Annotated in this window: 30 protein-coding genes; 16 read left to right on the top strand and 14 right to left on the bottom strand. The window is 69.7% G+C overall.

What is annotated here, in order from left to right; genetic code table 11:
* Positions 1-15 precede the first annotated feature (15 nt).
* Together ACIA5H_RS17100 and ACIA5H_RS17095 are read left to right on the top strand one after the other, a co-directional pair.
* Positions 16-681: a TrkA family potassium uptake protein gene (locus ACIA5H_RS17100; protein ID WP_355070384.1), complete on the top strand. Its 666-nt coding sequence runs from the start codon at positions 16-18 to the stop codon at positions 679-681.
* A gap of 2 nt (positions 682-683) precedes the next feature.
* The gene (locus ACIA5H_RS17095) at positions 684-1,355 is read left to right on the top strand and encodes a potassium channel family protein (RefSeq protein WP_379251151.1); all 672 of its coding nucleotides are present in this window, start codon (positions 684-686) and stop codon (positions 1,353-1,355) included.
* A 52-nt stretch (positions 1,356-1,407) separates the two neighbouring features.
* Here the strand turns inward: ACIA5H_RS17095 and ACIA5H_RS17090 are convergent, their stop codons facing one another.
* From ACIA5H_RS17090 to ACIA5H_RS17080, 3 genes are all read right to left on the bottom strand, one after another.
* Positions 1,408-2,034 carry a sigma-70 family RNA polymerase sigma factor gene (locus ACIA5H_RS17090; RefSeq protein ID WP_355070380.1) on the bottom strand — a complete coding sequence of 209 codons (627 nt, stop codon included), beginning with the start codon at positions 2,032-2,034 and terminating at the stop codon, positions 1,408-1,410.
* Between the two features lie 159 nt (positions 2,035-2,193).
* Complete coding sequence (locus ACIA5H_RS17085; RefSeq protein WP_379251153.1) at positions 2,194-2,895, bottom strand: DUF3159 domain-containing protein; 702 nt, start codon at positions 2,893-2,895, stop codon at positions 2,194-2,196.
* A gap of 3 nt (positions 2,896-2,898) precedes the next feature.
* Positions 2,899-3,276, bottom strand: coding sequence for an OB-fold nucleic acid binding domain-containing protein (locus tag ACIA5H_RS17080; RefSeq protein ID WP_067808861.1), 378 nt, complete (start codon positions 3,274-3,276; stop codon positions 2,899-2,901).
* Positions 3,277-3,408: 132 nt separating this feature from the next.
* Between ACIA5H_RS17080 and ACIA5H_RS17075 the strand changes: the two genes are divergently transcribed.
* Positions 3,409-4,104 (top strand): alpha/beta hydrolase family protein, encoded by a 696-nt coding sequence (locus ACIA5H_RS17075; RefSeq protein ID WP_397076744.1) that lies wholly within the window; start codon positions 3,409-3,411, stop codon positions 4,102-4,104.
* A gap of 10 nt (positions 4,105-4,114) precedes the next feature.
* Here ACIA5H_RS17075 and ACIA5H_RS17070 read toward each other — a convergent pair whose 3' ends face one another.
* Both ACIA5H_RS17070 and dut read right to left on the bottom strand, forming a co-directional pair.
* Positions 4,115-4,984: a DUF3710 domain-containing protein gene (locus ACIA5H_RS17070; protein WP_364425988.1), complete on the bottom strand. Its 870-nt coding sequence runs from the start codon at positions 4,982-4,984 to the stop codon at positions 4,115-4,117.
* Positions 4,985-4,989: 5 nt separating this feature from the next.
* Entirely contained in the window at positions 4,990-5,490 is a 501-nt protein-coding gene (gene dut, locus ACIA5H_RS17065; RefSeq protein ID WP_397076743.1) for a dUTP diphosphatase, read from the bottom strand.
* 73 nt (positions 5,491-5,563) lie between these two features.
* On the opposite strand from dut, the gene ACIA5H_RS17060 reads away from it, so the two are divergent.
* Complete coding sequence (locus ACIA5H_RS17060) at positions 5,564-6,055, top strand: DUF3093 domain-containing protein (RefSeq protein ID WP_355071029.1); 492 nt, start codon at positions 5,564-5,566, stop codon at positions 6,053-6,055.
* 24 nt (positions 6,056-6,079) lie between these two features.
* On the opposite strand, the gene ACIA5H_RS17055 is transcribed toward ACIA5H_RS17060, so the two are convergent.
* A complete protein-coding gene (locus tag ACIA5H_RS17055) occupies positions 6,080-6,382 on the bottom strand; it encodes a DUF4193 domain-containing protein (protein WP_014351871.1) in 303 nt (100 codons plus the stop codon).
* Positions 6,383-6,758: 376 nt separating this feature from the next.
* Between ACIA5H_RS17055 and cei the strand changes: the two genes are divergently transcribed.
* The gene (cei, locus tag ACIA5H_RS17050) at positions 6,759-7,436 is read left to right on the top strand and encodes an envelope integrity protein Cei (RefSeq protein ID WP_356961577.1); all 678 of its coding nucleotides are present in this window, start codon (positions 6,759-6,761) and stop codon (positions 7,434-7,436) included.
* Here cei and ACIA5H_RS17045 read toward each other — a convergent pair whose 3' ends face one another.
* Positions 7,437-8,381: an inositol monophosphatase family protein gene (locus ACIA5H_RS17045; RefSeq protein WP_397076742.1), complete on the bottom strand. Its 945-nt coding sequence runs from the start codon at positions 8,379-8,381 to the stop codon at positions 7,437-7,439.
* 156 nt (positions 8,382-8,537) lie between these two features.
* Between ACIA5H_RS17045 and ppgK the strand changes: the two genes are divergently transcribed.
* The 3 genes from ppgK (at position 8,538) to ACIA5H_RS17030 (ending at position 11,799) form a co-directional block, all read left to right on the top strand.
* Complete coding sequence (gene ppgK / locus ACIA5H_RS17040) at positions 8,538-9,296, top strand: polyphosphate--glucose phosphotransferase (protein ID WP_397076741.1); 759 nt, start codon at positions 8,538-8,540, stop codon at positions 9,294-9,296.
* A 193-nt stretch (positions 9,297-9,489) separates the two neighbouring features.
* A complete protein-coding gene (locus ACIA5H_RS17035) occupies positions 9,490-10,869 on the top strand; it encodes an RNA polymerase sigma factor (protein WP_379251162.1) in 1,380 nt (459 codons plus the stop codon).
* A 165-nt stretch (positions 10,870-11,034) separates the two neighbouring features.
* Entirely contained in the window at positions 11,035-11,799 is a 765-nt protein-coding gene (locus tag ACIA5H_RS17030) for a rhomboid-like protein (RefSeq protein ID WP_397076740.1), read from the top strand.
* Here the strand turns inward: ACIA5H_RS17030 and ACIA5H_RS17025 are convergent, their stop codons facing one another.
* Positions 11,800-12,984: a cation:proton antiporter gene (locus ACIA5H_RS17025; protein WP_397076739.1), complete on the bottom strand. Its 1,185-nt coding sequence runs from the start codon at positions 12,982-12,984 to the stop codon at positions 11,800-11,802.
* A 3-nt stretch (positions 12,985-12,987) separates the two neighbouring features.
* Positions 12,988-13,470, bottom strand: coding sequence for a cation:proton antiporter regulatory subunit (locus tag ACIA5H_RS17020; protein WP_355070361.1), 483 nt, complete (start codon positions 13,468-13,470; stop codon positions 12,988-12,990).
* A gap of 111 nt (positions 13,471-13,581) precedes the next feature.
* Between ACIA5H_RS17020 and ACIA5H_RS17015 the strand changes: the two genes are divergently transcribed.
* On the top strand, positions 13,582-14,757 hold the full coding sequence (locus ACIA5H_RS17015; RefSeq protein ID WP_397076738.1) for a sensor histidine kinase: 1,176 nt from the start codon (positions 13,582-13,584) through the stop codon (positions 14,755-14,757).
* Positions 14,754-15,401 (top strand): response regulator, encoded by a 648-nt coding sequence (locus ACIA5H_RS17010; protein ID WP_397076737.1) that lies wholly within the window; start codon positions 14,754-14,756, stop codon positions 15,399-15,401. Before ACIA5H_RS17015 ends, ACIA5H_RS17010 begins: the two co-directional genes overlap by 4 nt.
* Here ACIA5H_RS17010 and ACIA5H_RS17005 read toward each other — a convergent pair whose 3' ends face one another.
* Positions 15,402-15,761 (bottom strand): DUF952 domain-containing protein, encoded by a 360-nt coding sequence (locus ACIA5H_RS17005; RefSeq protein WP_397076736.1) that lies wholly within the window; start codon positions 15,759-15,761, stop codon positions 15,402-15,404.
* A 276-nt stretch (positions 15,762-16,037) separates the two neighbouring features.
* Between ACIA5H_RS17005 and ACIA5H_RS17000 the strand changes: the two genes are divergently transcribed.
* Positions 16,038-16,232 (top strand): hypothetical protein, encoded by a 195-nt coding sequence (locus ACIA5H_RS17000; protein WP_036538000.1) that lies wholly within the window; start codon positions 16,038-16,040, stop codon positions 16,230-16,232.
* 104 nt (positions 16,233-16,336) lie between these two features.
* On the opposite strand, the gene ACIA5H_RS16995 is transcribed toward ACIA5H_RS17000, so the two are convergent.
* Positions 16,337-17,044 (bottom strand): TetR/AcrR family transcriptional regulator, encoded by a 708-nt coding sequence (locus tag ACIA5H_RS16995; RefSeq protein ID WP_397076879.1) that lies wholly within the window; start codon positions 17,042-17,044, stop codon positions 16,337-16,339.
* Positions 17,045-17,201: 157 nt separating this feature from the next.
* Here ACIA5H_RS16995 and ACIA5H_RS16990 point away from each other — a divergent pair, with 157 nt between their 5' ends.
* Both ACIA5H_RS16990 and ACIA5H_RS16985 read left to right on the top strand, forming a co-directional pair.
* A complete protein-coding gene (locus ACIA5H_RS16990; RefSeq protein ID WP_397076735.1) occupies positions 17,202-18,968 on the top strand; it encodes a DEAD/DEAH box helicase in 1,767 nt (588 codons plus the stop codon).
* A complete protein-coding gene (locus tag ACIA5H_RS16985; protein ID WP_379251174.1) occupies positions 18,968-19,522 on the top strand; it encodes a hypothetical protein in 555 nt (184 codons plus the stop codon). Before ACIA5H_RS16990 ends, ACIA5H_RS16985 begins: the two co-directional genes overlap by 1 nt.
* Positions 19,523-19,795: 273 nt before the next feature.
* Here ACIA5H_RS16985 and ACIA5H_RS16980 read toward each other — a convergent pair whose 3' ends face one another.
* Entirely contained in the window at positions 19,796-20,536 is a 741-nt protein-coding gene (locus ACIA5H_RS16980; RefSeq protein ID WP_397076734.1) for an SDR family NAD(P)-dependent oxidoreductase, read from the bottom strand.
* Positions 20,537-20,641: 105 nt separating this feature from the next.
* On the opposite strand from ACIA5H_RS16980, the gene ACIA5H_RS16975 reads away from it, so the two are divergent.
* On the top strand, positions 20,642-21,244 hold the full coding sequence (locus tag ACIA5H_RS16975; RefSeq protein ID WP_379251176.1) for a TetR/AcrR family transcriptional regulator: 603 nt from the start codon (positions 20,642-20,644) through the stop codon (positions 21,242-21,244).
* A gap of 6 nt (positions 21,245-21,250) precedes the next feature.
* On the opposite strand, the gene ACIA5H_RS16970 is transcribed toward ACIA5H_RS16975, so the two are convergent.
* On the bottom strand, positions 21,251-23,005 hold the full coding sequence (locus ACIA5H_RS16970; protein WP_379251563.1) for a DEAD/DEAH box helicase: 1,755 nt from the start codon (positions 23,003-23,005) through the stop codon (positions 21,251-21,253).
* A gap of 261 nt (positions 23,006-23,266) precedes the next feature.
* On the opposite strand from ACIA5H_RS16970, the gene ACIA5H_RS16965 reads away from it, so the two are divergent.
* Complete coding sequence (locus tag ACIA5H_RS16965) at positions 23,267-24,340, top strand: YihY/virulence factor BrkB family protein (protein ID WP_397076878.1); 1,074 nt, start codon at positions 23,267-23,269, stop codon at positions 24,338-24,340.
* Positions 24,341-24,349: 9 nt separating this feature from the next.
* Here the strand turns inward: ACIA5H_RS16965 and ACIA5H_RS16960 are convergent, their stop codons facing one another.
* Positions 24,350-24,586 (bottom strand): DUF3039 domain-containing protein, encoded by a 237-nt coding sequence (locus ACIA5H_RS16960; protein WP_039799212.1) that lies wholly within the window; start codon positions 24,584-24,586, stop codon positions 24,350-24,352.
* A 249-nt stretch (positions 24,587-24,835) separates the two neighbouring features.
* On the opposite strand from ACIA5H_RS16960, the gene ACIA5H_RS16955 reads away from it, so the two are divergent.
* Positions 24,836-25,189 (top strand): DUF3099 domain-containing protein, encoded by a 354-nt coding sequence (locus ACIA5H_RS16955; protein WP_355071024.1) that lies wholly within the window; start codon positions 24,836-24,838, stop codon positions 25,187-25,189.
* Positions 25,190-25,205 lie beyond the last annotated feature (16 nt).

Here is a 25,205-nt window from a genome sequence, read left to right as displayed (position 1 = left end):
GAACGAGGTTGCACGGTGTACGTAGTGATCATGGGGTGCGGGCGCGTGGGCTCGTCGCTGGCCCATGCCCTGGTCCGCGTAGGTCACGAAGTCACCGTGATCGACCGGGACTCCAGTGCCTTTCTACGCCTGGGATCCGACTTTCCCGGCGAGCAGGTGACCGGTGTCGGTTTCGATCGAGATGTGCTGATAAAGGCGGGGATCGAACGGGCGGACGCGTTCGCGGCGGTCTCCTCCGGCGACAACTCCAACATCATCTCCGCCCGGGTGGCGCGGGAGATGTTCGGGGTGGAGCGGGTTGTCGCCCGCATCTACGACGCCAAGCGCGCCGCGGTCTACGAGCGGCTCGGCATCCCGACCATCGCCACGGTCCCGTGGACCACCGACCGCTTCCTGCGCGCGCTCGTCGGCGACACCGGCACCACCACCTGGCGCGACCCCACCGGAACTGTCGCTGTGACCCAGCTGACGCTGCACGAAGAGTGGTACGGCCGCACCGTGCGCGATCTGGAGCAGACCGTCGCGGCACGGGTCGCGTTCATCATCCGGTTCGGCCAGGCAGTGCTCCCCGACAGCAAGACCATCATCCAGGCCGACGACATCGTCTATGTGGCCGCCGCATCCGGCGCCGTGGGCGAAACCGTCGCCCTGGCCGGGAAGCCCCCCGCGAGCGAGGACTGAACATGAAAGTGGCCATCGCCGGAGCAGGCGCCGTGGGCCGATCGATCGCCAGGGAACTCCTGCGCGGCGGGCATCGGGTCATGCTGCTCGAGCGTGAGCTCGAGCACATCGATGCGGCCGCGATCCCCGACGCGGTCTGGGTGCACGCCGACGCGTGCGAACTGGCCCTGCTGGAGCAGGCCGGTCTGGAGACCTACGAGGTGGTGATCGCGGCCACCGGCGACGACAAGGCGAACCTGGTGCACAGCCTGCTGGCCAAGACCGAGTTCGGGGTGCGCCGGGTGGTGGCGCGGGTCAACGATCCGCGCAACGAATGGCTCTTCGACGGTTCCTGGGGTGTCGACGTCGCGGTGTCCACACCCCGGCTGCTGGCCTCCCTGGTCGAGGAGGCGGTCTCCGTCGGAGATCTGGTGCGACTGATGACGCTGCGCCAGGGCCAGGCGAATCTGGTGGAGATGACGCTGCCCGCGGACACCGCGCTGGCCGGTAAACCGGTGCGCACGCTCACCCTGCCGCGCGACGCCGCACTGGTGACCATCCTGCGCGGCGGGCGCGTGATCGTGCCGCAGCCGGACGACGCGCTGGAAGGCGACGACGAGCTGCTGTTCGTGACTTCGGTGGAGGCCGAGGAGGACCTCCGGCTGGAACTCGCCAACCACGGCATCAGACCGTAACTCCCCGTGACACGGCCGGACGCGCGTTCTCGGCGAAGCGCTGCCGAAAACCCTACGCGGCCAGCTTCAGCTCCGCGCGCAGCTTGTTCAGTGCGCGGTGCTGCATCACCCGCACCACACCCGGGCTGGTGCCGATGGCCTCGGCGGTCTCCGCGGCCGACCAGCCGAGCACGATGCGCATCACCAGCACCTCACGGTGCGCCGGGGCCAGCACTTTCATGAGTTCCCTTGTGGCGGCGCGGCGTTCGGAGGCCAGCGCCCACTCCTCGGGACCGGCGGCCGAGGACGCGGAGTCCGGGACGTCGGCCACCGGGTAGGCGGGGTGCTGCTGCGAGCGGCGGAACGCGTCGGCGACCTTGTTGGCCGCGATGCCGTAGACGAAGGCCAGGAACGACTTGCCCTGGTCGCGGTAGCGCGGGATGGCGTTGACGGTGGCCAGCAGGATCTCCTGGACCACGTCGTCGGCTGTGACCTGCAGATGGGCCGTGTTGCCCAGGCGCGCGCCGCAGTAACGCCGCACCAGCGGATGAACGATCCGGATGATCTCCGAGACCGCCCGGCGATCGCCTCCGGCCGCCGGACCGATCAGCTTGTCCAGCTCGGCCGAGATCCGCCGGCTCTCCGAGAGCGCGGGGTTGTGGTTGACGGGCAGCGCCGCGGTGTTGTGCTCGGTAGCCACGTCCGAGTCCTTTCTTGCCGATCAGTGCGTGTTTTTCGGTACGCATAGATCGTCTGATGAACTCGGAGGACCAACCAGGCACCCCAGGGTGGGGAAGCACCCACCTCGGCGGTGGCGATCTCCCCACCCCTGTGGTTTTCGCCGGATGGCGGCGGAAGGTTAACGGCTCAGGCCCGGTTCGGTCGCGCGCACCGACTTGGCGGGCAGGTGACCGGCCCGGCGCACAGCCCAGATCGTGACGGCCAGCGCCACCGCGGTCAGCGGCCAGCCCATCGCGATGCGGGCGAAGGCGAGCCAGCCGGTGCGGTCGGTGTCGTAGAGCTGCGACTGCACCAGGTAGCGCGCCCCGAACACGAGGATCCAGGTGGTGGTGGCCAGGTCGTAGAGGCGCACCGAGCGCGGGTCGGACCGCCAGTCGGAGCCGTGGCCGTTCAGCACGCCCCAGATCACGCCGACCAGCGGCCTGCGGATCAGGATGGACGCGAGGAACACCGCGGCGTAGACGAGGCTGGTGTAGATGCCGAAGAGGAAGAACCCTTTGGCCTCGCCCATCCGGTAGGCGATGAAGGCGCAGATGCCGACGCCGAAGAAACCCGAGATGGCGGGCTGGATGGGATCGCGCCGTACCAGGCGCCACAGGAGGATGGCGGCCGCCACCCCCAGGGCCGACCAGATCGCGGCGGCCAGCCCGGCGACACTGTTCACGGGAACGAACACGACAACGGGAAGCGTCGAGTAGATCAGGCCGCTGAAGCCGCCCAGTTGTTCGAGGAGGGTCTGCTCGGCACGTTCCTCGTCACGGTCGGGCGAGGGGAGCCCGGTGCGGTCGTCCGATCCTGCGTTGTCGTTGCTCGAAGGCATACGTCAGCTGTTCCCGCGCAATTCGTAGTAGGGGTTGAAGATCACTTTGCGGCCGTCGCGGTCGCCGACCCGGCCACGGACGAGGATGCGCCTGCCCGGCTCGATGCCGGGAATGCGCCTGCGTCCGATCCAGACCAGCGTAATCGCGTCGGTGCCGTCGAAGAACTCGGCCTGGACGCTGGCGCCCGCCGACTTGGGACACGCTTCGACGCTACGGAGCCTACCGAGCATGGTCGCCTCGTCACCGCGCCGACACTCCGACGCGCGGCATGCGCCCGATGCTTCGGACGTCTCGGCCAGCTCTTCGGCATCCAGCTGATCGATGTCTTCGGTCAGCCTGCGGCCCAGACGTCGAAAATACCCTGAGGCTGCGGATGACATTGTGCACGCTCTCCTGCATAGAGCAGATGGCATGGGTCGCACACCATCGTGAGGGATCCGATCCGCACGGCCTGCGGCGACCGTACAACGCCACTGTAGATGGACCGGGGCACCCCCGCTACGCTCGGACCGATGTTCGACTCCCCACACCCCGCTCGTGTCGTGGCACTGCCCGGCACCGGGTCCGACGCCGATTTCGCCAGGCGCGCCTTCGGTCCCGCGAGCGCCGCACGCGGCCTGGATTTCGTCGCGGTGGAACCCGACCCGCGCCGGGTGGTTGCGAGCTGCCGCGCAGCGCTGGATGCGGCGGCGGATTCGGGCCCGGTGCTGGTGGCGGGCATTTCCCTGGGCGCGGCGATCGCACTGGAGTGGGCCGCCGAGCACCCCCGACGCGTCGTGGGGGTCGTGGCGGCACTGCCCGCCTGGACCGGGCCCGACACCGCGGCCTGCCCCGCCACGCTGAGCGCGGCGGCCACCGCGGCGCAGCTGCGCGTGGACGGTCTGGACACGGTGATCGACCGGATGCGGGCGAGCAGCCCGCGGTGGCTGGCTGACGCGCTGACCCAGTCCTGGCGGGCCCAGTGGCCGGAACTGCCGCGGGCGCTCGAGGAGGCCGCGGACTACAAGTGGCCCGATGCCGAGCTGCTGTCGGCATTCGAGCTGCCGCTCGCGGTGGTCACCGCGGTCGACGACCCGGTGCACCCGCGCGCGGCCGCCGAGGAATGGGCGGCGCTGGCCCCCCGCGCGCACCTGTACCGGATCACGCTGGACGAACTCGGCGCCGACCCCGCGATCCTGGGACACACGGGTATCGGCGCCTTCGCGTGAGATCTTCCGCTCAGTTCAGGCCGAGTTGCTGCATGGCCGACCCGTCCGCGCCCCGGCGCGGGCCCTGCGGCATGCGCGGCACCACCGGTTGCGCACCGGTCTGCGCCGCCACCTGCGCGGCCATCGCCTGCTGCTGAGCCTCCACCTGCTGCTGATGGGCTGCGGCGAGTTGCTCGGCCAACTCCTGCGGCAGCACCACCGGAAGCGGGTCCCGCACCGGCAGCGGGTCCTCGCCGCGCCGCACCACGGTCTCGCTCAGGATCGCCCGCGCCGCCTTGACCAGAGGGCTGCCGTCGTTCGCCGCGCCCGAGGGGCCCGCCGCGACCAGCCGCACCATCCAGCGATAGCCGTCCACGCCGATGAAACGCAGGTCCGCGCCTTCGGTCAGGGCCAGCAGTTCTCGGCCCCACGGCCCGTTCTCGACCGACACCCTGGCGCCGTCCTTGCGCAGCGAGTCGGCGAGATCCGCGGCGACCAGCCGCCACTGGCCGGAGGTCTTGGGCGCGGCGTAGGCCGCGACGGTGATCCGGCCGTGCTCCGTGGCCAGGTGCACCGCCTGCGGCTGGCCTTCCGGGGTCATCTCGACCTGCAGCTGACCGCCCGGCGGGACCGGCAACAACACCGACCCGAGATCCAGCCGCTGCTCGGACACCGAATCCAGCAGCTCGGCGACCTCGTCGTAGTCGTAGGGGCCGGGCCGTCCGTTGGGCCGGTCGACGTCCAGATCCACGCCCTCGTACGAGCGCTCGTCGGTGGGGGCGTCGTCGTAGAAATCGTCGTCGTACTCGCCCTCGTAGGCGGACTCGTAGTCGGCGTAGTCGCCCGCCTCGTCGTACCGGTCGTCCGCGGCCCGGCTCGAGTTCTTTCTCTTTCCGAACATTCCCGTCATGCCTCCTCGCCGGTAGCCCGGCCCACCCCGTTCGTCTGTGCGGTCAAACTCGAGTGACCGCCGCTGGAGCCATAGCCACCCGCTCCCCTGGTGGTCTCGTCGAGCAAGTCGACCTCCACGAAATCCACCAGCTCCACCCGCTGTACCAGCAGTTGCGCGATCCGATCACCGCGCCGCAACTCGATCGGCGTGCGCGGATCGTGGTTGATCAGGCACACCTTGATCTCGCCCCGGTACCCCGCGTCGACCGTGCCGGGGGTGTTCACCACCGACAGCCCGGCCTTGGCCGCCAGACCCGAGCGCGGATGGATCAGGCCGACGGTGCCGACCGGTAGCGCGACGGCGACGCCGGTGCCGACCAGCACCCGCTCCCCCGGCTCCAGGATGACGTCTTGCGTGGTGCACAGATCCACGCCCGCGTCACCCGCATGGGCGCGCGTGGGCAGAGGGATGCCGGGGTCGAGCCGCAGCAAGGGTATGGGTGAAAGTGCGCTCACGTTGGACGAGCCTACGCGTAGGCTGTTTGCCCTCGTGACTTAGTGTTGACTCGTGTCGGACCAGCCCAACCCCATGACCGCGGACGAGAAAGCGCAGCCTGCGCACCGATACCGGGAGCGCCTGTGGGTGCCGCTGTGGTGGTGGCCGGTGGCGTTCGCCGTCACCGGACTGCTCGCGGCGGAGATCCATATGGGCGCGCCGGGACTGCGTGCCTGGCTGCCCTATGTGCTGCTGTTCCCCGTGCCGGTCTGGGTGCTGCTGTGGCTGAGCCGCCACCGCGTCGAAGTGGCGCCGGACGCGAACGGCACACCGGAGTTGCGCGCCGATCGCGCGCATCTGCCGGTGAATTTCGTTGCTCGCGCGGCCGCCGTCGCCCCCACCGCGAAAAGCGCGGCGCTGGGTCGCCAGCTCGACCCCGCCGCCTATGTCCAGCATCGCCCCTGGATCGGGCCGATGGTCTTGCTCGTGCTCGACGACCCGGACGATCCGACGCCGTACTGGCTGGTCAGTACGCGGCGGCCCGAACGGGTCCTCGCCGCGCTCGGTCTACCGAGCGCGGGCTGACACTGTTGTTCGATCTCGTCGAGATCAGGCGGCGCAATCCATGCAGATCATCTGACCGCCCTTGTCACTGGCCAGCCTGCTCCGGTGATGGACCAGGAAACAGCTGGAACAGGTGAACTCGTCGGCCTGCTTCGGGATCACCCGAACCGTCAGCACTTCCTCGGACAGGTCGGCGCCGGGAAGCTCGAACGACTCCGCGGTATCGGATTCGTCGATATCCACGACGGCGGACTGTGCCTCGTTACGACGAGCCTTCAGCTCCTCCAGCGAATCCTCCGACACATCGTCGGATTCGGTGCGCCTCGGTGCGTCATAGTCGGTTGCCATGTCGTCTTCCCCTCGTCCTAACTCCGTATATCCCGGACCGGTCCGCTCACACCCGATTCCTGCCGGAATCGCCGCGACCGGTACCGCCCCGCCGGTGGTGCACGTCACACGTACACCGGTCGCCTATCAGGGCGGATCATGCCGATCCACTCCTGATAGCGCTGGGTAAACGCAGGACATGCCCTTCTTGTTCCCGCGACCGACCACTGATTTCCGCACCGGTGATTCGATCTGGGCCGCCAGACAATAGCGGACCCCGGAGCAAAAGTCGCAATCAAAACACAGCCGAGTCGAAAATGAGGGGCAATCGACACCGTCCGTGGAACGCACCGAGACCTTGCGACGCGACCGCTCCACATTTTCGTAGAGTGTGCTGGTGGTTTCACTGATCACCGAAGGCACCGCGACGGATTCGCAAGGGCAACCGTACGTGCGCCGCCGCCCCCAGCCCTGGCTCATCATGCTCGGCGTTCTCGCCCTGATCTGCGGGATCGTCTGGGTCAAAGCCCTTACGACGCACGACACCGACCACACCGCGATGGCGTGCAACTCACCGAGTCCGGCCTCGGATCCCGGTGCGCCGCAACCGACTCCGCTCGGCCAGCGGGTCGGCGCAGGCCGGCTGCAGGACGTGGAACCAGCACCGCTGGCGGCGAGCAAGGTGCGCGTGCTGAACGCGAACAACCAGCGCGGCCAGGCCGCGCACGTCGCCGCCCAGCTCGGCGACCTCGGATTCGCGAGCGCTCCCGGAACGCAATACGGCAACGATTCGGTATACGTCAACGGCGACCTGGAATGCACCGGGCAGGTCCGCTTCGGCGTCAACGGCCGTCCGGCCGCGGCCGCCGTACAGCTGGTCGCGCCGTGCGCCGAGCTGATCGAGGATCAGCGCGGCGACGACACCGTCGATCTCGTGCTCGGCTCGCTTTTCCGGGACATCCGCCCCAGCAACGACGCCGAGGAAGTGCTGCGTTCGCTCAAGAACCCGGCGCCGGGCAACTCCACCTCCATCGACATCAAGCTGCTCGACGCCGCACGGCAGGCCCGCTGCTGATCAGCGGTCCGGAATCGGCTCGGTAGCGCCGACCCGGGCCAGCAGCTCCCCCAGCTCGTCGGCGATGCCGGGCGCGGCGGCCACCACCAGGTCGCCGTCTGTGCCCGGCGCCGTCGCGGGCGGCAGCGTCAGGCGCGCACCCGCCTCGGCGGCGATCAGCGCGCCCGCGCCCCAGTCCCAGGCGTTCAAGCCGTGCTCGAAGTAGGCGTCCACGCGGCCTGCGGCGACATGACACAGATCCAGTGCCGCCGCACCGAAACGGCGGATGTCGCGCACGTGCGGCAGCACCTGCGCGATCAATTCCGCCTGCCTGCTCCTGCGGTGCCTGCCGTAGGCGAATCCGGTGGAGACCAGCGACATCGCCACCGACTCGACGGGCGTGCAACTCAAGTGCTCCACCGCGCCGTCGGCATCGACACGCAGCGCGCCGAGTCCGAGCCCGGCGCTGTAGGTGGCTGCCCGCGCGACGTCCACCACGGCGCCCGCGACCGGACGGCCGCCGCGCAGCGCGGCCACCGACACGGCGTAGCCGGGAATGCCGTAGAGGAAGTTGACGGTGCCGTCGATCGGATCAACCACCCAGTGGACGGTGTCCGCGCTCGCGTCATCGATGCTGCCGCCGCCCTCCTCGCCGAGGATCGGGTCGCCGGGGCGTTGTTCGGCGAGCAGTCTTCGGATCAGCTCTTCGGTCTCGGTGTCCACGATGGTGACCGGATCGGTCTCGTGGCTCTTGGACCGCACGGCGCCTTCGGCGTGCACGCCCGCGGGCCCGAACACCTCGGGACGACGGGCACGGACATGGGCGGCGGCCGTCTCGGCGAGGTCGACCGCGACACGGCGCAGGTCGGCTTCGTCGCCACGCGCGACGATCGAGACGAACGAGTCGGGGGTGTAGTCGGACACTGACGATGAGGTTTCCGGCACGCCCACCATCGCATCACACATCCTCGCCGAACGCCCAGCCTCGTGGTCCCATTACTCTTGTCGTGCACGACACAGCGCCGTCGTCGGGCATCCCATTCGCACGCCCGCCATGGGCGTCCCGGGCCCCGTGCAGCGCTGTCATCACACCGGCCAGCACAGGGAAACGAGGGGTTAGTCATGTCCGCTCGGGGGCACGCATTCGGCATCGACATCGGCGGCAGCGGCGTCAAAGGCGCCACGGTCGATCTGGCCACCGGCGAGTTGGTCCACGAGCGGATCAAGATCGCGACGCCGCACCCGGCGACACCGTTCGCCGTGGCGGAGGCGGTCGCCGAACTGGTCGACAAGGCCAAGTGGACCGGGCCGGTCGGCCTCACCCTGCCCTCGGTGGTGATCGGCGGCGTGGCGCGCACCGCGGCGAACATCGACAAGTCCTGGATCGGCACCGACGCGCGGGCGCTGTTCTCCGCCGCGCTCGGCGGCCGTCCGGTCACCGTGCTCAACGACGCGGACGCCGCGGGCATGGCCGAGGACCACTTCGGCGCGGCGCGCAATTTCGCGGGCTTGGTCGTGCTGCTGACCTTCGGCACCGGCATCGGCTCGGCGTTGCTCTACCACGGCACGCTGGTGCCCAACACCGAACTGGGACACCTGGAGATCCAGGGCATGGAGAGCGAGCACCGGGCGGCGGCCTCGATCAAGGAACGCGACGGCCTGAGCTACGAGCAGTGGGCAGCGCAGGTCAGCCTGGTGCTGACGGGGCTGGAGAACCTGTTCTTCCCGGTCGTCTTCGTCGCGGGCGGGGGCATCAGCAGGGAGGCCGAGCAGTGGATTCCCCTGCTCACCAACCGGACTCCGGTCATCCCGGCCCGCCTGCGGAACACCGCGGGCATCGTCGGCGCCGCCATGGCGATCGCGGGGGGCGTCGCACCGTGAGGCGCGCGGGAACCGCGAGGATGCCGTTCCCGGCATCGTGCCGTAGGTACCCTGGTTAGATCGTTACAATGGAACGTGCCCGGCTGAGCCGGAGAAACCCCGACCGGCCCTCCGCCGGTGCAACCCGACAGATCGCTCCGCCGGAAACCCACTCTGGCGTGACGCCGCACGAGACCGTCACGAAAGGGCGTACGTGGTAGCCACGAATACCCGTCAGACCGCCGAATCGGCCGATGCCGACTCCGCAGATGTAACCGCAGCACGGCCGGTCCGTAAGGCTGCCGCGAAGAAGGCTCCGGCGAAGAAGGCCGCCGCCAAGAAGGCGCCTGCCAAGAAGGCCGCGAAGGCGGCCAAGGCTCCCGCGAAGAAGGCCACCACCAAGAAGGCGGGCCCCGACGGCGAGCCGGGCGCCGACGAGGCCATCGAGGACGAGTCGCTCGATCTCGACGATCTCGGCGATCTGGAAGTCTCCGAGGAGGACCTCGCCGACGGCGACGAACTGGTCGACGTCGCCGAGGACACCGAAACCGAGGAAGCCGAGAGCGAGGAGGCCGACGAGCCGACGGCGGCCGACAAGGCCTCCGGCGATTTCGTCTGGGACGAAGAGGAGTCCGAGGCGCTGCGCCAGGCCCGCAAGGACGCCGAGCTCACCGCCTCGGCCGACTCGGTCCGCGCCTACCTCAAGCAGATCGGTAAGGTCGCGCTGCTCAACGCCGAGGAGGAGGTCGAACTCGCCAAGCGGATCGAGGCGGGCCTCTACGCCGCGGAGAAGGTGCGCGAGTTCGCCGAGCAGGGCGAGAAGCTGCCGGTCGCCATGCGCCGCGACTTCAACTGGATCGTCCGCGACGGCAACCGGGCCAAGAACCACCTGCTCGAGGCCAACCTGCGCCTGGTCGTCTCGCTGGCCAAGCGCTACACCGGCCGCGGCATGGCGTTCCTGGATCTGATCCAGGAGGGCAACCTGGGTCTGATCCGCGCGGTGGAGAAGTTCGACTACACCAAGGGCTACAAGTTCTCCACGTACGCCACCTGGTGGATCCGGCAGGCCATCACCCGCGCCATGGCCGACCAGGCCCGCACCATCCGCATCCCGGTGCACATGGTGGAGGTCATCAACAAGCTCGGCCGCATCCAGCGCGAGCTGCTCCAGGATCTCGGCCGCGAGCCGACGCCGGAGGAGCTGGCCAAGGAAATGGACATCACGCCGGAGAAGGTGCTGGAGATCCAGCAGTACGCGCGTGAGCCCATCTCGCTGGACCAGACCATCGGCGACGAGGGCGACAGCCAGCTCGGCGATTTCATCGAGGACTCCGAGGCCGTGGTCGCGGTGGACGCGGTGAGCTTCACGCTGCTGCAGGATCAACTGCAGTCGGTGCTGGAGACGCTGTCGGAGCGGGAGGCGGGCGTGGTCCGGCTGCGCTTCGGCCTCACCGACGGCCAGCCGCGCACCCTCGACGAGATCGGCCAGGTCTACGGGGTCACCCGCGAACGCATCCGCCAGATCGAGTCCAAGACCATGAGCAAGCTGCGCCACCCCAGTCGCTCACAGGTCCTGCGCGACTACCTCGACTAGGTCGCATCGCCTCGACGCCCGCATTCGTCGTCCGCTCGATTCCTCCAGCGGCCGGTGAATGCGGGCGTCGCGCTTTTCCGCGCCAGGCCGCAGACGCGACGGATGAAACGGCGCCACGACGGGGGCACTTCGCCGCGCTCGGCTTCCGCCCGGCAGACTTGCGGGGTGGTTGCCTCGACCTCGACTTCGAGCTGGCTGCGGTCCCCGTGGACGCAGACCGTCGACCTGCGCGCCGAGTGGCGCGACGTGCAAGCCTGGCTGCGCCGTCCCGGGCTGCCGCGACGGCTCCTGCCCGCGATGCGCGCACACCTGGGAGCCGCCCCCGCCAGCACCGCCTATGCGTTCACGCTGTTCGTCACCTGGTGGACGCTGCGCGGGGTCGGTGACTCGGTGGAGCGCAGATTGATCTTCTCGGCGTCGACCAACCTCTACAACATGCGGCACAACCCGGTTCAGGTGCTGGTCGCCTCGGCGTTCTGGACCGACGGCGGCTTCCCCTGGACAACCATCGCCGGTTTCCTGATCGTCATGGCATATGCCGAGCGCTGGCTGGGCACCGCGCGCTGGATCCTGCTGTTCGCGACCGGGCACATCGGGGCGACGCTGCTGACCGTCACCGGCATCTCACACGCCATCGACCGTGGCCTCATCCCGCTGCGGGTGGCCGTCGCCGCGGATGTCGGTACCAGCTACGGCTTTTCGGCCGTGCTGGCGGCGCTGGCATTCCGGTTCCGCGGCAGGGTGCGGCTGGTGTGGGCCGGTGCGCTGCTTCTGACGCTCGGCGTGGCGCTGTGGATCGAACCGACATTCACCGACTACGGCCATCTCTGCGCCGCCGTGATCGGGCTGGCGGTCGGGGCGATCGCGAGCCTGTTCTGGCATCGGTTGGAGCGGACCGCGGGTCGCAGAGCCCGCACGGCGCAGGACTGATCAGTAGACCTGGGGCTCGCGGCGGCCGCGGTTGGGCAGCAAACCGACCATCGGCTCGACCACTCGCGCCGCGATCGGGCCCAGCACCGCCATCAGCAGGACGTAGGTCGAGGCGAGCGCCGTGAGCTGACCGTCCATCGCGCCCGCGCTCACGGCCAATCCCGCGATGACGATGGAGAATTCGCCCCGCGCGACGAGCGCCGCGCCCGCTCTGGCCCGGCCCATCCGCCGGATGCCCTCGCGTGCGGCGGCCCACCACCCGGTCGCCACCTTGGTAACGACCGTGACCGCCGCCAGCGCGATCGCCCAGCCCAGCACCGGCGGGATCGCTCGCAGGTCGGTGTTCAACCCGAAGGCCACGAAGAAGATGGCCGCGAACAGGTCGCGCAGCGGTTCGAGCATCTTCGCCGCCGCGTGCGCGGTCGAGCCGGAGATCGCGATGCCGAGCAGGAACGCTCCGACCGCCGCCGACACGCTCAGCGCCGAGGAGACGCCCGCGACCAGCAACGCCGCGCCGAGCAGCGTGAGCAGGAAGACCTCACGGTCGGCGCTGTCCACGACCGCCGAGACGTACCGCCCGTAACGCAGCGCCACCACGAGCACCAGCGTGATGGTGATCAGTGCCACCGCCAGGGCGCGCAGCCCGCTGAGCCAGCTGAGCCCCGCCAGCACCGTGGTGAGGATCGGCAGGTAGACCGCCATCGCCAGGTCCTCGAATACCAGGATGGACAGGATCACCGGCGTCTCCCGGTTACCCAGGCGTCCGAGGTCGTCGAGGACCTTCGCCACGATGCCCGAGGAGGAGATGTAGGTGACGCCTGCCATCGTGATCGCGCCGTCGACACCCCAGCCCAGCATCAGTGCGACCACCGCCCCCGGTGACGCGTTGACCACGATGTCCACCACACCGGCCGCCCAGGAACGACGCAGGCCGGTCACCAGCTCCGCCGCCGTGTACTCCAAGCCGAGCAGCAAGAGCAGCAGCACCACCCCGATCTCGCCCGCGATATGGCCGAAGTCGTGAGCGGCCCGGAGTTCGATGAGACCACCTTGGCCGAAGGCGACACCGCCGAGCAGGTACAGCGGAATGGGCGACATACCGACACGGCCTGCGACACGCCCCAGCATGCCGAGAACGAAGAGAACCGCTCCGAGCTCGATCAGGGCGAGCGCGGTGTCCGTCACGGCTCAGCCGTGCGTCAATATCTTCGCGGCGGCGTCCAAGCCCTCCGGAGTGCCGACGACCACGAGCAGGTCGCTCGCGGTGAAGGTGAAATCGGGTCCGGGCGACGGATGCAACTGCCCGGCCCGCATGACCGCCACGATGGAGGCCTTCGTGCGGGTACGCATCTCGGTCTCACCGAGGGTGCGTCCGTCGTAGGGGGAATCGTCCCCGATCGGGAGCTGGCGCGTGGTGATCCCGGGCAGGTCGCGGTGGTCGTCGTTGAGCTTGGCGACCAGCTGCGGCGCACCGAGCAAGTTGGCCAGGACCGCGGCCTCATCGGTGGTCAGCGGGATCTGCGCGGCACAGGCGTCGGGATCGTCGAGTTTGGAGACGATCAGGTCGATATCACCATCGCGGTGGGCGACCACGCCGATTCGGCGACCGGATCGCACTTCGAAGTCCTTCCGGACACCGATCCCGGGTAGTGCGGTGACGTCGACGTTCACGCCCTCCAGATTAGCCGGATCGCCGCGTCCGCGAACGGATCGGTCATCACTTCGGCCGATGGCGCGTCGCGGTCGCTGTGCTGTGATGGAGGCGTGTGGCGGTGGGCGGATGTGCCGGAGCGGGCACGGGATGCGCTGGGCGCCGTGATCGCGTTCGCCGGCGGCGCGGCGCTGTACCTCGCAGGCTTGTCCACCATGACCGAGCGGGGCGAGCAGGCGTCGTTGTGGGTGCGGTGCGGTGTGCTGGCCCTACAGTGCCTGGCGACCTTCTGCCGGCGCCGGATGCCGGTCGCGGCCATGCTTGCCGGGCTCTTGCCGCTGGCCGTGGACATCTGGTTGGGCGCCACGGTGCCGGTGTGGATCGTCTACGCCGACTTGATCTACGCGGCCGTGCTGTACGCCGGGCGCCGGGCGTCGCGGATCACGGCGCTGTCCTGGTCGACGCTCTCCGTCGTCGTGGTGGTGCTGACCCTCGCCTTGACCGGCGACCTGCGCGCGGTCGCGCTGGCGCTGGTGGCGGTGTTCAGCTTCGTCGCGACGCCGATCTGGTGGGCGAACTCGGTGCGCACGCACAAGGAGGTCGCGCACGCCGAGCGCACCCGCGCCGAGGCGCTGACCTTGGTCGCCGAACTCGACCGGCGCGCGGCCATCGCCGACGAGCGCACCACGATGGCGCGCGACCTGCACGACGTGATCGCCGGGCACCTGTCGGCCATCGCACTGCACTCGGAGGCGGCGCTCGGCGTGCTGGCCCGCCGCGACGCCGACCCGGCGGTGGCCGGCATCATGCGCTCCATCCGCGCCAACAGCGTCAGCGCACTGGAGGAGATGCGCACCATGATCGGATTGCTGCACAGCGACGACGGCGCGGCGGAAGTAGCCGCGCCGCGCACCCTCGCGCAGTTGCCGATCCTGGTGGACGCCGCACGCGCGGCGGGGATCTCGGTACGGGTGCGCGAATCACTGGACGGCGCCGCGCTGCCCAGCGCTGTCGACCAGGCCGCTTATCGCATCGTCCAGGAGGCTTTGACCAACGCCATGAAACACGCCCCGGGACAGGAGGTCTCCATCGACGTGCGCACAGAGCAGGAGAGACTGACCATATCCGTCCGCAACAGGACAACGCCCGCGCGGCCCCACCGGGCCGTGGACCGAGGGGGGCGTCGCGGTCTGGTGAACATGCGCGAACGGGCCGCGGCACTGGGCGGAAGCTTGCGCGCCGGAACGGATTCCGGCCACTGGGAAGTTCTGGCCACCCTGCCGCTCGGCTGTGTGGGCGCCGCATGACGATTCGGGTGGTGATCGCCGACGACCACGCCGCGATCCGCGCCGGCCTGCGGATGATCCTGGACGTCGAGGACGATATCGAGGTGGTCGGCGAGGCCGCCGACGGCGATGTCGCGGTGGCACAGGCCAAAGCGCTGCGGCCGCAGGTGGTGCTGATGGACGTGCGCATGCCGGGGGTGGACGGGATCACCGCGACCGAGCGGATCACCGCGGACGGCGTGGCGAAGGTGCTGATCCTCACCACGTTCGACCTGGACGAGTACGTCTTTCGCACGCTGCGCGCGGGCGCCTCCGGGTTCGTGCTGAAATCCACGTCGGGCCGGGCGCTGGTCGAGGCGGTGCGCGCGGTCGCGGCCGGGGACGGCGTGCTGGCTCCGGAGGTGACGCGAGCGGTGATCTCGGCGTTCGCCGCGTCGAATCAGATTGCCGCGCAAGCGGCTCCCGCCGGATTCGGCGAGCTCACCGAGCGGGAACGCGAAGTGCTCGATTGCCTCGGCGACGGCCTGTCCAACGCGCAGATCGCGGGTCGGCTGTTCATCGGCGAGACGACCGTCAAAACACACGTGTCCCGGGTGCTGACGAAACTCGGTGTGCGGTCGCGGGTTCAGGCCGCCATCGTGGCGCGTGAGATCCGCGACCGATAGTCACGCCTGGAGCGGGGCGAATGTCCCGTCCGCCGCGGGCAGGTACTCTACGACCCCCGTGACCGCCCCCACCGGCAGGGGGCCGTACAGGTGCGGGAAGAGCATCGACTCCGGATCGGTCGGGACGCCCGGCTCCCACTTGATCGGCGACCCGACGCGGCGGGAGTCGATCCGCAGCAACACCAGATCACGCCGCCCCCCGAACAAGCGATTCGCGGGCAGGTGCACCTGTTGCGGCGACGAGAGATGGATGAACCCTGCCTCGGCGAGGGAGGGCGCTCGGTACTCCCCCGTTTGCCGCGCGGATAACCATTCATCCAAAGTGCATAGGTGAACAAGCGTGTGAGTGTCATAGGTCACGGGTAATCTCCCGGTAGACAACTGGATCGGCCGATCGAGAGTGTGACGCAGTGCACATCTACGACAGGACCAGCGGCGTTCGCCCGTAGCGAAATCCCTGGTCGTGTTATCGAAAACACACTGCTTCATCCGCGGGAACAAAGTCCCCCGTCCCGAACGTCTGACAGAGTAGTCATACCCCTGCTGGGAAGTAGCGGTAGCGAGCTCGTGGTGAGTGACCACGGGCCCCACACCAGGTGAACGGTCGTCGGGACCGGGAGCCAGGACGGAGGAGTCATGCCAGGAACCCTGACAAGCACCCCACTGACCGCGGTCGATCGTTGCGACCGCTGCGGGGCGGCGGCCCGTGTGCGCGCCGTACTGCCCGCAGGTGGAGAGTTGCTCTTCTGCCAGCACCACGCGAACGAACACATGGATCGGCTGCGTGAGCTGGACGCCGTGATCGACACGGAGTCCGCTCCCGCGCTCTGACCTGCTCCTCGCGTCCTGACACAACAGCATCGAACAACAGAACACCGTTTCCACCGGCAGCGGGCGACCCACAGGTCGCCCGCTGTCGCTGTGTCCGGCGGCGCTCAGTCCGCGCCGAGGATGCCGTCCAGCAGCCTGGCCAGGCCGTATTCGAACGCGCCGTCCGGGTCGGCCGGCGCCTGGTACAGCTCACCCACCGCCGCCCCGACACGTGCGGCGAGCGGGAACCGGCTCGGCGGCATGACCTCGCTCAGCAGCGGACCGTGCACTTCCCACCACTGCGCGTCGCTCATTCGCGCGGTCTCGCGGGCCGCGGCCACCGCCATACGCGCGTTTCCGGTGGCGAACTCCGACAGCACGGCGATCGCCCGGTCCATCGCCAGGTCCGGCAAGCCGAGCCCGTCGATCGCGGCGAGCTGCCGCTCGTAGCGACGCATCCGTCCCGGCCCGAGCACGAGCCGCCACGGCGACACCTCGAGCAGCCAGGGGTGCGCGAGGAGTTCCGCGCGCACCTGGCGGGCCACCGCGGCGAGGCGCTCACGCGGCGGCAGATCGGCGGGAACCGGCGCGTCCTCCTCGGCCACCGCGTCGACCATGAGCACCGTCAGTGCGTCTTTGCTCGGTACGTACGTGTAGAGGCTCATCGGCCGCAGCCCCAGTTCGGCGGCGACCGTGCGGATGGAGACCTTGTCATAGCCCTCCCGGTCGGCGAGCGCGACCGCCGCGGCGACCACCGCGTCCACGCTGACCGCCTGCTTCGGACCGCGCCCCGCCGGGCGCGACGGTAGTTCGTGCCGCCACAGCAAGCTCATCAGCCGCCTGGCCTCGTCGGATGTGACGTCTTCGCTCACTGGCTCCTCGGAACCGATCCGGTACGGTGTCCGTTGTCAGATTACTCCGTACACCATACGTTGATTCAAGGGGTGCGCTCTGCCCAGCACACACGCCACTTATCTACCGGATCGGCACATGTTCGCGCTCTGGACCTGGCTCGGACACGCCACCGGTCCGGCTCCGACCGGTCCAGGTGACCGCGAGACCCTCGCGCTGGCCGTCCCCATCGGCGTGGACGGAGCCCTCGAGGTCATCGACGTCGATGCCGCCTTGGTGGATCCCGAGACGTTCGCGGACTCGAGCCTGGAGCACCCGGGTGAGTCGGTCCTGGCCTGGCAACAGGTGGTGCGTTCCGCGCTCGCCGACCCCGCCGGTGAGCCGTCCGGCCCGGACGCCGATGCCCTGCCCATCGCCGCGCACGCCGTGCCGGACGCGTCCCGCACGGCAATCGTCTCCCCGCGACGAGCATTGGCCGTCCTGCGCGACACCGAGGCGGTCACGGCGGATCTGCGAGCCACCCTGAAAGCCCGGCTGCGCCCCTACCAGGCCCGCGGGGTCGGCTGGCTGCGCGAAACGGTGGCCGCGCACGGCGGCGCGGTGCTCGCCGACGAGATGGGGCTGGGCAAGACCGTGCAGACCATCGGCTTCCTGCTCGACCGGGCCGAGGCCGGTCCGCAGTTGGTGGTGTGCCCGACTTCGCTGGTCGGCAACTGGGCGCACGAGATCGGCCGGTTCGCGCCCGGGCTGCGCGTGGTCGTGTGGCGAGGCGGCGCCGTCGATCCCGACGCCGCGACGATCGTGGTCGCCGGTTACCCGACGTTGCGGTTACATGGGCAGCTGCTGGCGCAGCGGAGGTGGGCGACGGCCGTCTTCGACGAGGCGCAGGCGCTGAAGAATCCCCGCACCCAGGTCGCGAAGGCGGCGCGCGCGATCGACGCGGCCGCCACGGTCGCACTCACCGGCACGCCGGTGGAGAACCATCTCGATGAGTTGTGGGCCCTGCTGCACCTGGTGGCACCCCGATTGTTCGGGCACCGGACGCAGTTCCGGCGGCGCTTCGTGCGGCCCATCCACGAGGGTTCGGCCGCCGCCGCGGCACGGTTGCGCGGCACCATCGAACCGGTGGTGCTGGCCCGCACGAAACGTCAGGTCGCCGCCGCCCTGCCCGCGAAGATCCACAGCGACCTGCTCTGCGACCTCACCGCCGAACAGGAACAGCTGTACGACCAACTGCTCGACAAGGCCGTGGACGACGGATTCGGCGCGGGCATCGAGCGCCACGGCCGCGTGCTCGCGGCGCTGACCGCCCTGAAGCAGGTGTGCAACCATCCCGGCCTGATCACCGGCGAACTCGACGAGCTCGCCGGCCGGTCCGGGAAGCTCGACCTGTGCACCGATATCGTCGCCGCCAATCTCGAAACCGGCAGTCCGACGCTGATTTTCACGCAGTACCGGCAGACCGGTGACCTGCTGGTACGGCATCTCGCCGAGCAGTTCGGCGCGGATGCGCCGTTCTTCCACGGCGGCCTTTCACAGGCCGAGCGCGCCGAGATCGTCACCCGGTTCCAGGCCGAGGACGGGCCACCGGTGCTGGTGCTCAGCCTGCGCGCGGCGGGCACCGGGCTCACGCTGACCCGCGCCGCCGACGTCGTCCACTTCGATCGCTGGTGGAACCCGGCGGTGGAGGCGCAGGCCTCCGACCGGGTGCACCGGATCGGCCAGACCCGTACGGTCACCGTCACCACGCTGACCTCCACCACCACCGTGGAGGAGCACATCGCGGGCATGCACGACCGCAAGGCGGCGCTGCGCGACCTCGGCGACGCTGCGGGTATCGCGGCGCTGGCCGCACTGGACGACGCCCAGCTGATCGAGGTACTGCGCCGCAAGAGGGAGAACTGATGGCGGACAACGAGTTCGGCTACACCGCATGGGGCATGGACTGGGTCCGGCTGGCCGAGCCGCTGCGCCAGACCCGGCCGGACCCATTGCTGCCCCGCGCGCGCAGCATCGCGCGCAACAACGGTGTGCGGGCCACCGTCGAAGGACAGGTCGTGCGGGCCACCATCCACCGGGGCGGTCAGGCGTCGGTGACGCAGGTGGAGGTGGCCCCCATGTCCCGGACCGCCGTTACCGCGATCGCCGGATTCGTGCCGGACCCGCCCGTACCGACCGACGAGGTGCACCGCGCGATCAGCGCGGCCGGGGTTTCCCTCGCACCCGTCCTCGCGGGTACCGACTGCTCGTGCACCGCGCGCAAGACACGATGCGTGCACCTTCTGGCCGTCTTCTACGAGATGGCACGGCGAGTCGACGAGGATCCGCGACTGGGCTTGGCGATCCTCGGTTATTTCGCCGCCGCGCCGCACGACTCGGACGAGTCCGCACCGGCGACGCGGTGGACGCCGATCAGTGCGCTGGATCCTCGGCGATTCTTCACCACGACGCCGCGCTGAACTGCCGAACCACCTCGGAGTATCCGGGCCACCGATCGCACCCCCGCCGTCTGGCCCCGGAAGCGGAGAATTACTGCGCCGGAGGCGATCTCGATGGTTCGCGTCGTGGACGGGTGGCGTACGTGGACCCCGCCGCATCGTTGCCGCTGCTCTGCCACGGGCATGCCGCTCGCGCGGGTCGCGAGCCGATCGGTCCCGCGACGCCGAGCACGTACGTCGCGGCGTTCCAGCGAGCGGTCGTGGTCCCGCAGCGGCGGCATTTCGCCGGGATGATCAGGCGTTGGTCCCGCTGTCCACGGTGAGGAACGCACCGGTCACGCTGCGACCGGACGGCCCGGCCAGGAAGGCCACCGTCGCCGCCACATCGTCGGCGGCGCCGAAGCGCCCGAGCGCGGTCAGGTCGCGCTGCCTGCCCGCATGCGCTCCGTCGCCCGGATTCATGTCGGTGTCGGTGGAGCCGGGCTGGACGAGGTTCACCGTGATCGCGCGCGGGCCCAGTTCGCGCGCCAGCGCCTTGGTGAATCCGTTGAGGGCGGACTTGCTGAGGTTGTAGAGCGTCACCCCGTCGAACGGCGCGTGATCGGTCAGGTTGGTCCCGATGCTGATGATCCGCCCGCCGTCGGTCATGTGCGCGACCGCGGCCTGCGCGCCGACGAACGCGGCGCGCGCGTGCACACCGAGCGCCTTGTCGATCTCCGCGACGGTGAACTCCTCGAACGGCTTCGCCGGGAAGATCCCCGCGTTGTTGACCAGGATGTCCAGCCCGCCGAGTTCGGACGCCGCGCGGTCCACCGCCGTGCGCACGGCGGTGGCGTCGGCGCTGTCGGCCTGGATGGCGACGGCTCGCCGCCCGAGCGCCTCGACCTCGCCGACCACCGTCTTCGCCTGCCCCTCGGCGTGCTGGTAGGTCAGCGCCATGTCCGCGCCCGCCTCGGCGAGGCGGCGCACGATCGCCGCCCCTATCCCGCGGCTACCCCCGGTGACCAGTGCGACCTTGCCCGTCAGCTCCGGCATCGGTACTCCTTCTATTTTTGTGTCGATCAATACATAAATAGCCAAGCGCATCCGCCGCCGCGGTGTCAAGGGGTATATTTAACGATCGACACAGAAAGGTTCGGCATGGCTGAACGGGGACGACCACGCGCCTTCGATCGCGCCGAGGCCTTGCGCCGCGCCATGGAGGTGTTCTGGGAACACGGCTACGAGGGCGCGTCGATGAACGACCTCACCGCCGCGATGGGGATCAACTCACCCAGTCTGTACGCCGCGTTCGGCGGCAAGGAGGCGTTGTTCCGCGCGGCCGTCGACCTCTACGGGCACACCGACGGCGGCTACACCGCCCGTGCGCTGCGCGAGGAACCCACCGCGCGGGCGGCCATCGAGGCGATGCTGCGGGACAACGCGATGGCCTACACCGAGGAGAACAAGCCGCACGGGTGCATGGTCGTGCTCGCGGGCTCCACCTACACCACGAGAAACACCGGCATCCGCGATTTCCTGATCGACAAGCGCCGCGCGACGACCGAAGACATCCGGCGACGACTCGAGCGCGGCGTCGCCGAGGGCGATCTGCCGCCCGGTACCGACAGCGCGGCGCTCGCCGCTTTCTACACGACGGTCCTCTACGGGTTGTCCATCCAGGCACGGGACGGCGCGGCGCTGCCGGAACTCACCGCGTCCATCGACTGCGCCATGGCCGCCTGGCCCGCCCCGGCCGACTGACGCGGGCTACTTCCGGCGCAGCGCCGCGATGCGCTCACCGAGTTGTTCGGCGGTGGCCAGCGCGGTCGGCGGCCCGCCGCACTCGCGGCGCAGCTCGCCGTGGATCACGCCGTGCGGCTTCCCGGTGCGATGGTGATGCATCGCCACCAGGCTGTTGAGTTCGCGCCGCAGCTCGCCGAGCCGATCGGCGGTGGCGACCCGCTCCGCGGCGCCCGCCACCTGTGGACCGGGATCGGGGACGGGCGCGGACAGGCTCCGATCCGCGACCTGTCTGGCCTGCCGCTCACGCAACAGCGCGCGCATCTGCTCGGCGTCCAGCAGGCCCGGAATCCCGAGGTAGTCGGCTTCCTCGTCGCTTCCGGCGAAAGTCGCGGTACCGAAGGAGGATCCGTCGTAGATCACCTGGTCGAGCTCGGCGTCGGCGGCCAGCGCGACGAAGGACTTCTCCTGCTCGCCCGGTTCGTCCTGCTGCTTGTTCGCCTCGATCAGCAAGTCGTCGTCCAAGCCGTTCTTCTCCCGGTGCGGCTTGCCGATGACGTGGTCGCGCTGCAACTCCAGTTGCGCGGCCAGATCCAGCAGTACCGGTACCGACGGCAGGAACACCGTCGCGGTCTCGCCGGACTTACGGGCACGCACGAAACGCCCGATCGCCTGCGCGAAATACAACGGGGTGGAGGCGCTGGTCGCGTACACCCCGACGGCGAGGCGCGGCACGTCGACGCCCTCGGACACCATGCGGACCGCGACCATCCAGGGCTGGGTGCTGTTGCTGAATTCGGCGATGCGGTTGGAGGAGGCCGGGTCGTCGGACAGCACCAGCGCCGGCTTCTCACCCGAGATGTGTTCCAGCAGTTCGGCGTAGTCGCGGGCACGGTCCTGGTCGGTGGCGATCACCAGACCGCCCGCGTCGGGCATGCCGGAGGCGCGCTTCTGGCGCAGCCGGATGTCGGCGGCGCGCAGCACGGCGGAGATCCAGTCGCCGGCCGGGTCGAGCGCGGTCCGCCAGGCACGGGCGGTCTGCTCGGCGTTCAGCGGCTCGCCGAGGCGGGCGGAATACTCCTCGCCCGCGCTGTCGCGCCAGTGCGCTTCGCCGGAGTAGGCCAGGAAGACCACCGGCCGCACCACGCCGTCGGCGAGCGCCTCGGCGTAGCCGTAGGTGTGGTCGGCGCGGGACTTCGGGAAACCGGACTCGTCGGGTTCGTAGACGACGAAAGGGATCTGGCTGTCGTCGCTGCGGAACGGGGTACCGGTCAGGGCGAGGCGGCGAGTCGCGTCGCCGAACGCCTCAGCGGTCGCGTCACCCCAGCTCTTGGCGTCTCCCGCGTGATGGATCTCGTCGAGAACGACCAGCGTCCTGCGATTCTCGGTGCGCACGCGGTGGCGCGAGGGATGCGCGGCGACCTGCGCGTACGTGACCACGACACCGTGATAGTCACCCGAGGTGCCACCGGTGGAGTTGGAGAACCGCGAGTCCAGCGCGATCCCGGAGCGCGCCGCCGACTGTGCCCACTGGTGCTTCAGATGTTCGGTGGGCGCCACCACGGTGATCTGGTCCACGGTGCGGTCGGCCAGCAGTTCGGCGGCCACGCGCAGCGCGAAGGTGGTCTTGCCCGCGCCAGGGGTGGCCACGGCGAGGAAGTCCCGTGGTTTGGTGGCCAGGTACTTCGTCAGCGCACGTCGCTGCCAGGCGCGGAGGGAACCGCCGCTGACGGCGGGGCCGATCGCTTTCGAATCGCCCGGCGTCTCTGCCTCTCCCGCCACAGCGGCGCCACCCGACCCAGTCACGCAGACGACCCTAGCGGCCCGGCACGGCGTGTCGCCAAACCGACGCGGCGGGCGCGACGGGCATCACACGGCCACCAGCCAGGACGCTGGGAGTTCACCCGATGCCCACCGACACGTCGCGCGCACACTCCGATGCGGATCGCCGAAGTGCGCGATGCTGTAAGCACGATGACCGAGCACCACGCCATTCCGGGGGATCCGCCGCGGACCGACACACCGTCGACCCGCGCCGCCGCTATGCGCCCTCCCACTTGGGCCGACCGCGCGAGCGCGTGCACAGCGGTGTTGAGCAGACGGGCCGCCGCGCTGATCCTGCGGGTGGCGGCGAAGGCGTGGACGGATTCCATCTTCGCCAAATCGGCCGCGGCCGCGTTCTGGCAGACGCTCTCGCTGGCGCCGCTGTTGCTCGGCCTGCTCGGCAGCCTCGGTTACGTCGGCGGATGGTTCGGCCCGGACACGGTGCAGATCGTCGAGTCCAAGATCATCGCGTTCAGCCGGGAGCTGTTCAGCGCCAGCGTGGTGTCCGATCTCATCGAGCCCACGGTGCAGGACGTCCTCGGGCGCGGGCGCGGAGCGGTGGTGTCGGTGGGCTTCGTGCTGTCGCTGTGGGCCGGATCGTCGGCGATGGCGACCTTCGTCGACTCGATCGTGGAGGCCCACGACCAGCAGGACGCGCGGCACCCGGTGTGGCAGCGCATCTTCGCGCTGTTGCTGTATCTGCTGTTCCTGGCGGCGTCGGTGTTCATCCTGCCGCTGGTGGCGCTGGGGCCGACGCTGATCGGGCGGGTGCTGCCCACCGCGTGGCGGGCCACCGGACTGCAACTGCTGGACTTCTTCTACTACCCGGGCGTCGGCCTGCTGCTGATCGTCGGGCTCACCACCCTGTACAAGCTGGCACTGCACACCTCGTTGCCCTGGCACCGGCTCTTCGGCGGGGCGCTGGTGGCGGGGGTGTTCTTCATGGCGGCCAGCGAAGTGCTGCGCCGCTACCTGTCGTGGGTCAGCCGCACCGGCGTCACCTACGGTGCGCTGGCGACGCCGATCGCGTTCCTGCTGTTCACGTTCTTCCTGGGCTTCGCGGTGATCCTGGGCGCGGAGTTCAACGCGGCGGTGCAGGAGTTCTGGCCCGCCCGCGCGACGCGCATGGAGCAGGTCAAGGAGTGGATCGCCAATCAGGTGCGCGGCGAGAGCGGAACCGACGCGGACACGACGGATCCCGACGAGGCCGCGGCGGGGCCGGACGACGCGGGCTCCGACGACCTGCGCGCCGTGCTCGATCTGCGCGCGGCGCGGTCCTCGTCCGGCGAGTAGATCGTCGCCTCAGTCGCCCTTGCGTAGGCCGTCGTAGACCTTCTTGCACTCCGGGCACACCGGAGAGCCCGGCTTGGGCGAGCGGGTCACCGGAAAGACCTCTCCGCACAGCGCGACCACGTGGGTGCCCAGCACGGCGCTCTCGGCGATCTTGTCCTTCTTCACGTAGTGGAAGAACTTCGGGGTGTCGTCGCCCGTCGTCTCGTCGGTCGTCGTATCCGGGCGAACCATGGTGTCGGTGCTCACGCACTCCATGATGCCGCATCGCGCGACAACCCCGCTGATCACGGTCTCACCTCGGTGTCGCATCACCGGCCACCGCCGACCAAACCCGACCCCACCTCGGTATCGCATCACCGGCCACCACCGAGCAAGCCCGACCCCACCTCGGTGTGTGCGCGGAAGGACCACGAGTGGAAGACTCGGGGTATGCAGCAGAACGGCGATTCCCCATCCGCCGACGGCCGCGACCGCGAAGAGCACCCCGACGTGACGATGCCGACGCAGCCCCGCCGTTCCTCCGGATACTTCCCAGGCACCGACGACAAGCACCCCGCGTTGATCACCGAGGCGGCGCCCTCGCTGGACGATCAGCACCGGGCCCGGGTGCGCAGGTACACGATCATCATGGCGTTCCGCATCCCGTGCCTGGTCCTCGCCGCGATCGCCTACAGCGCGTTCGGCAACCCGCTGCTGTCCATCCTGATCATCGTCGCGTCGATTCCGCTGCCCTGGATCGCGGTGCTGATCGCCAACGATCGCCCGCCACGCCGCAAAGACGAGCCCAGCAGGTGGGACCGTCCGCGCACGGCCATCGAGTCGCGTCCGCACAACGCCATCGACGGTTGAGTCCGCCGGAAAGACC

It is taken from the genome of Nocardia sp. NPDC051900 (assembly GCF_044452545.1).
Lineage (GTDB): Bacteria > Actinomycetota > Actinomycetes > Mycobacteriales > Mycobacteriaceae > Nocardia > Nocardia sichangensis.
The sequence above is the reverse complement of the archived record's forward strand: the minus strand, read 5'-3'. Positions and strand labels throughout refer to the sequence as shown.

What these genes read in the sequence shown, in the direction of transcription:
- ACIA5H_RS17095 (WP_379251151.1), top strand. Translation starts at nt 684, where the DNA reads ATGAAAGTGGCCATCGCCGGAGCAGGCGCCGTGGGCCGATCGATCGCC.
- ACIA5H_RS17085 (WP_379251153.1), bottom strand. Translation starts at nt 2,895, where the DNA reads ATGCCTTCGAGCAACGACAACGCAGGATCGGACGACCGCACCGGGCTC.
- ACIA5H_RS17080 (WP_067808861.1), bottom strand. Translation starts at nt 3,276, where the DNA reads ATGTCATCCGCAGCCTCAGGGTATTTTCGACGTCTGGGCCGCAGGCTG.
- ACIA5H_RS17075 (WP_397076744.1), top strand. Translation starts at nt 3,409, where the DNA reads ATGTTCGACTCCCCACACCCCGCTCGTGTCGTGGCACTGCCCGGCACC.
- ACIA5H_RS17070 (WP_364425988.1), bottom strand. Translation starts at nt 4,984, where the DNA reads ATGTTCGGAAAGAGAAAGAACTCGAGCCGGGCCGCGGACGACCGGTAC.
- ACIA5H_RS17060 (WP_355071029.1), top strand. Translation starts at nt 5,564, where the DNA reads ATGACCGCGGACGAGAAAGCGCAGCCTGCGCACCGATACCGGGAGCGC.
- ACIA5H_RS17055 (WP_014351871.1), bottom strand. Translation starts at nt 6,382, where the DNA reads ATGGCAACCGACTATGACGCACCGAGGCGCACCGAATCCGACGATGTG.
- ACIA5H_RS17045 (WP_397076742.1), bottom strand. Translation starts at nt 8,381, where the DNA reads ATGTGTGATGCGATGGTGGGCGTGCCGGAAACCTCATCGTCAGTGTCC.
- ppgK (WP_397076741.1), top strand. Translation starts at nt 8,538, where the DNA reads ATGTCCGCTCGGGGGCACGCATTCGGCATCGACATCGGCGGCAGCGGC.
- ACIA5H_RS17010 (WP_397076737.1), top strand. Translation starts at nt 14,754, where the DNA reads ATGACGATTCGGGTGGTGATCGCCGACGACCACGCCGCGATCCGCGCC.
- ACIA5H_RS17000 (WP_036538000.1), top strand. Translation starts at nt 16,038, where the DNA reads ATGCCAGGAACCCTGACAAGCACCCCACTGACCGCGGTCGATCGTTGC.
- ACIA5H_RS16995 (WP_397076879.1), bottom strand. Translation starts at nt 17,044, where the DNA reads ATGAGCTTGCTGTGGCGGCACGAACTACCGTCGCGCCCGGCGGGGCGC.
- ACIA5H_RS16990 (WP_397076735.1), top strand. Translation starts at nt 17,202, where the DNA reads ATGTTCGCGCTCTGGACCTGGCTCGGACACGCCACCGGTCCGGCTCCG.
- ACIA5H_RS16985 (WP_379251174.1), top strand. Translation starts at nt 18,968, where the DNA reads ATGGCGGACAACGAGTTCGGCTACACCGCATGGGGCATGGACTGGGTC.
- ACIA5H_RS16980 (WP_397076734.1), bottom strand. Translation starts at nt 20,536, where the DNA reads ATGCCGGAGCTGACGGGCAAGGTCGCACTGGTCACCGGGGGTAGCCGC.
- ACIA5H_RS16975 (WP_379251176.1), top strand. Translation starts at nt 20,642, where the DNA reads ATGGCTGAACGGGGACGACCACGCGCCTTCGATCGCGCCGAGGCCTTG.
- ACIA5H_RS16965 (WP_397076878.1), top strand. Translation starts at nt 23,267, where the DNA reads ATGCGCCCTCCCACTTGGGCCGACCGCGCGAGCGCGTGCACAGCGGTG.
- ACIA5H_RS16955 (WP_355071024.1), top strand. Translation starts at nt 24,836, where the DNA reads ATGCCGACGCAGCCCCGCCGTTCCTCCGGATACTTCCCAGGCACCGAC.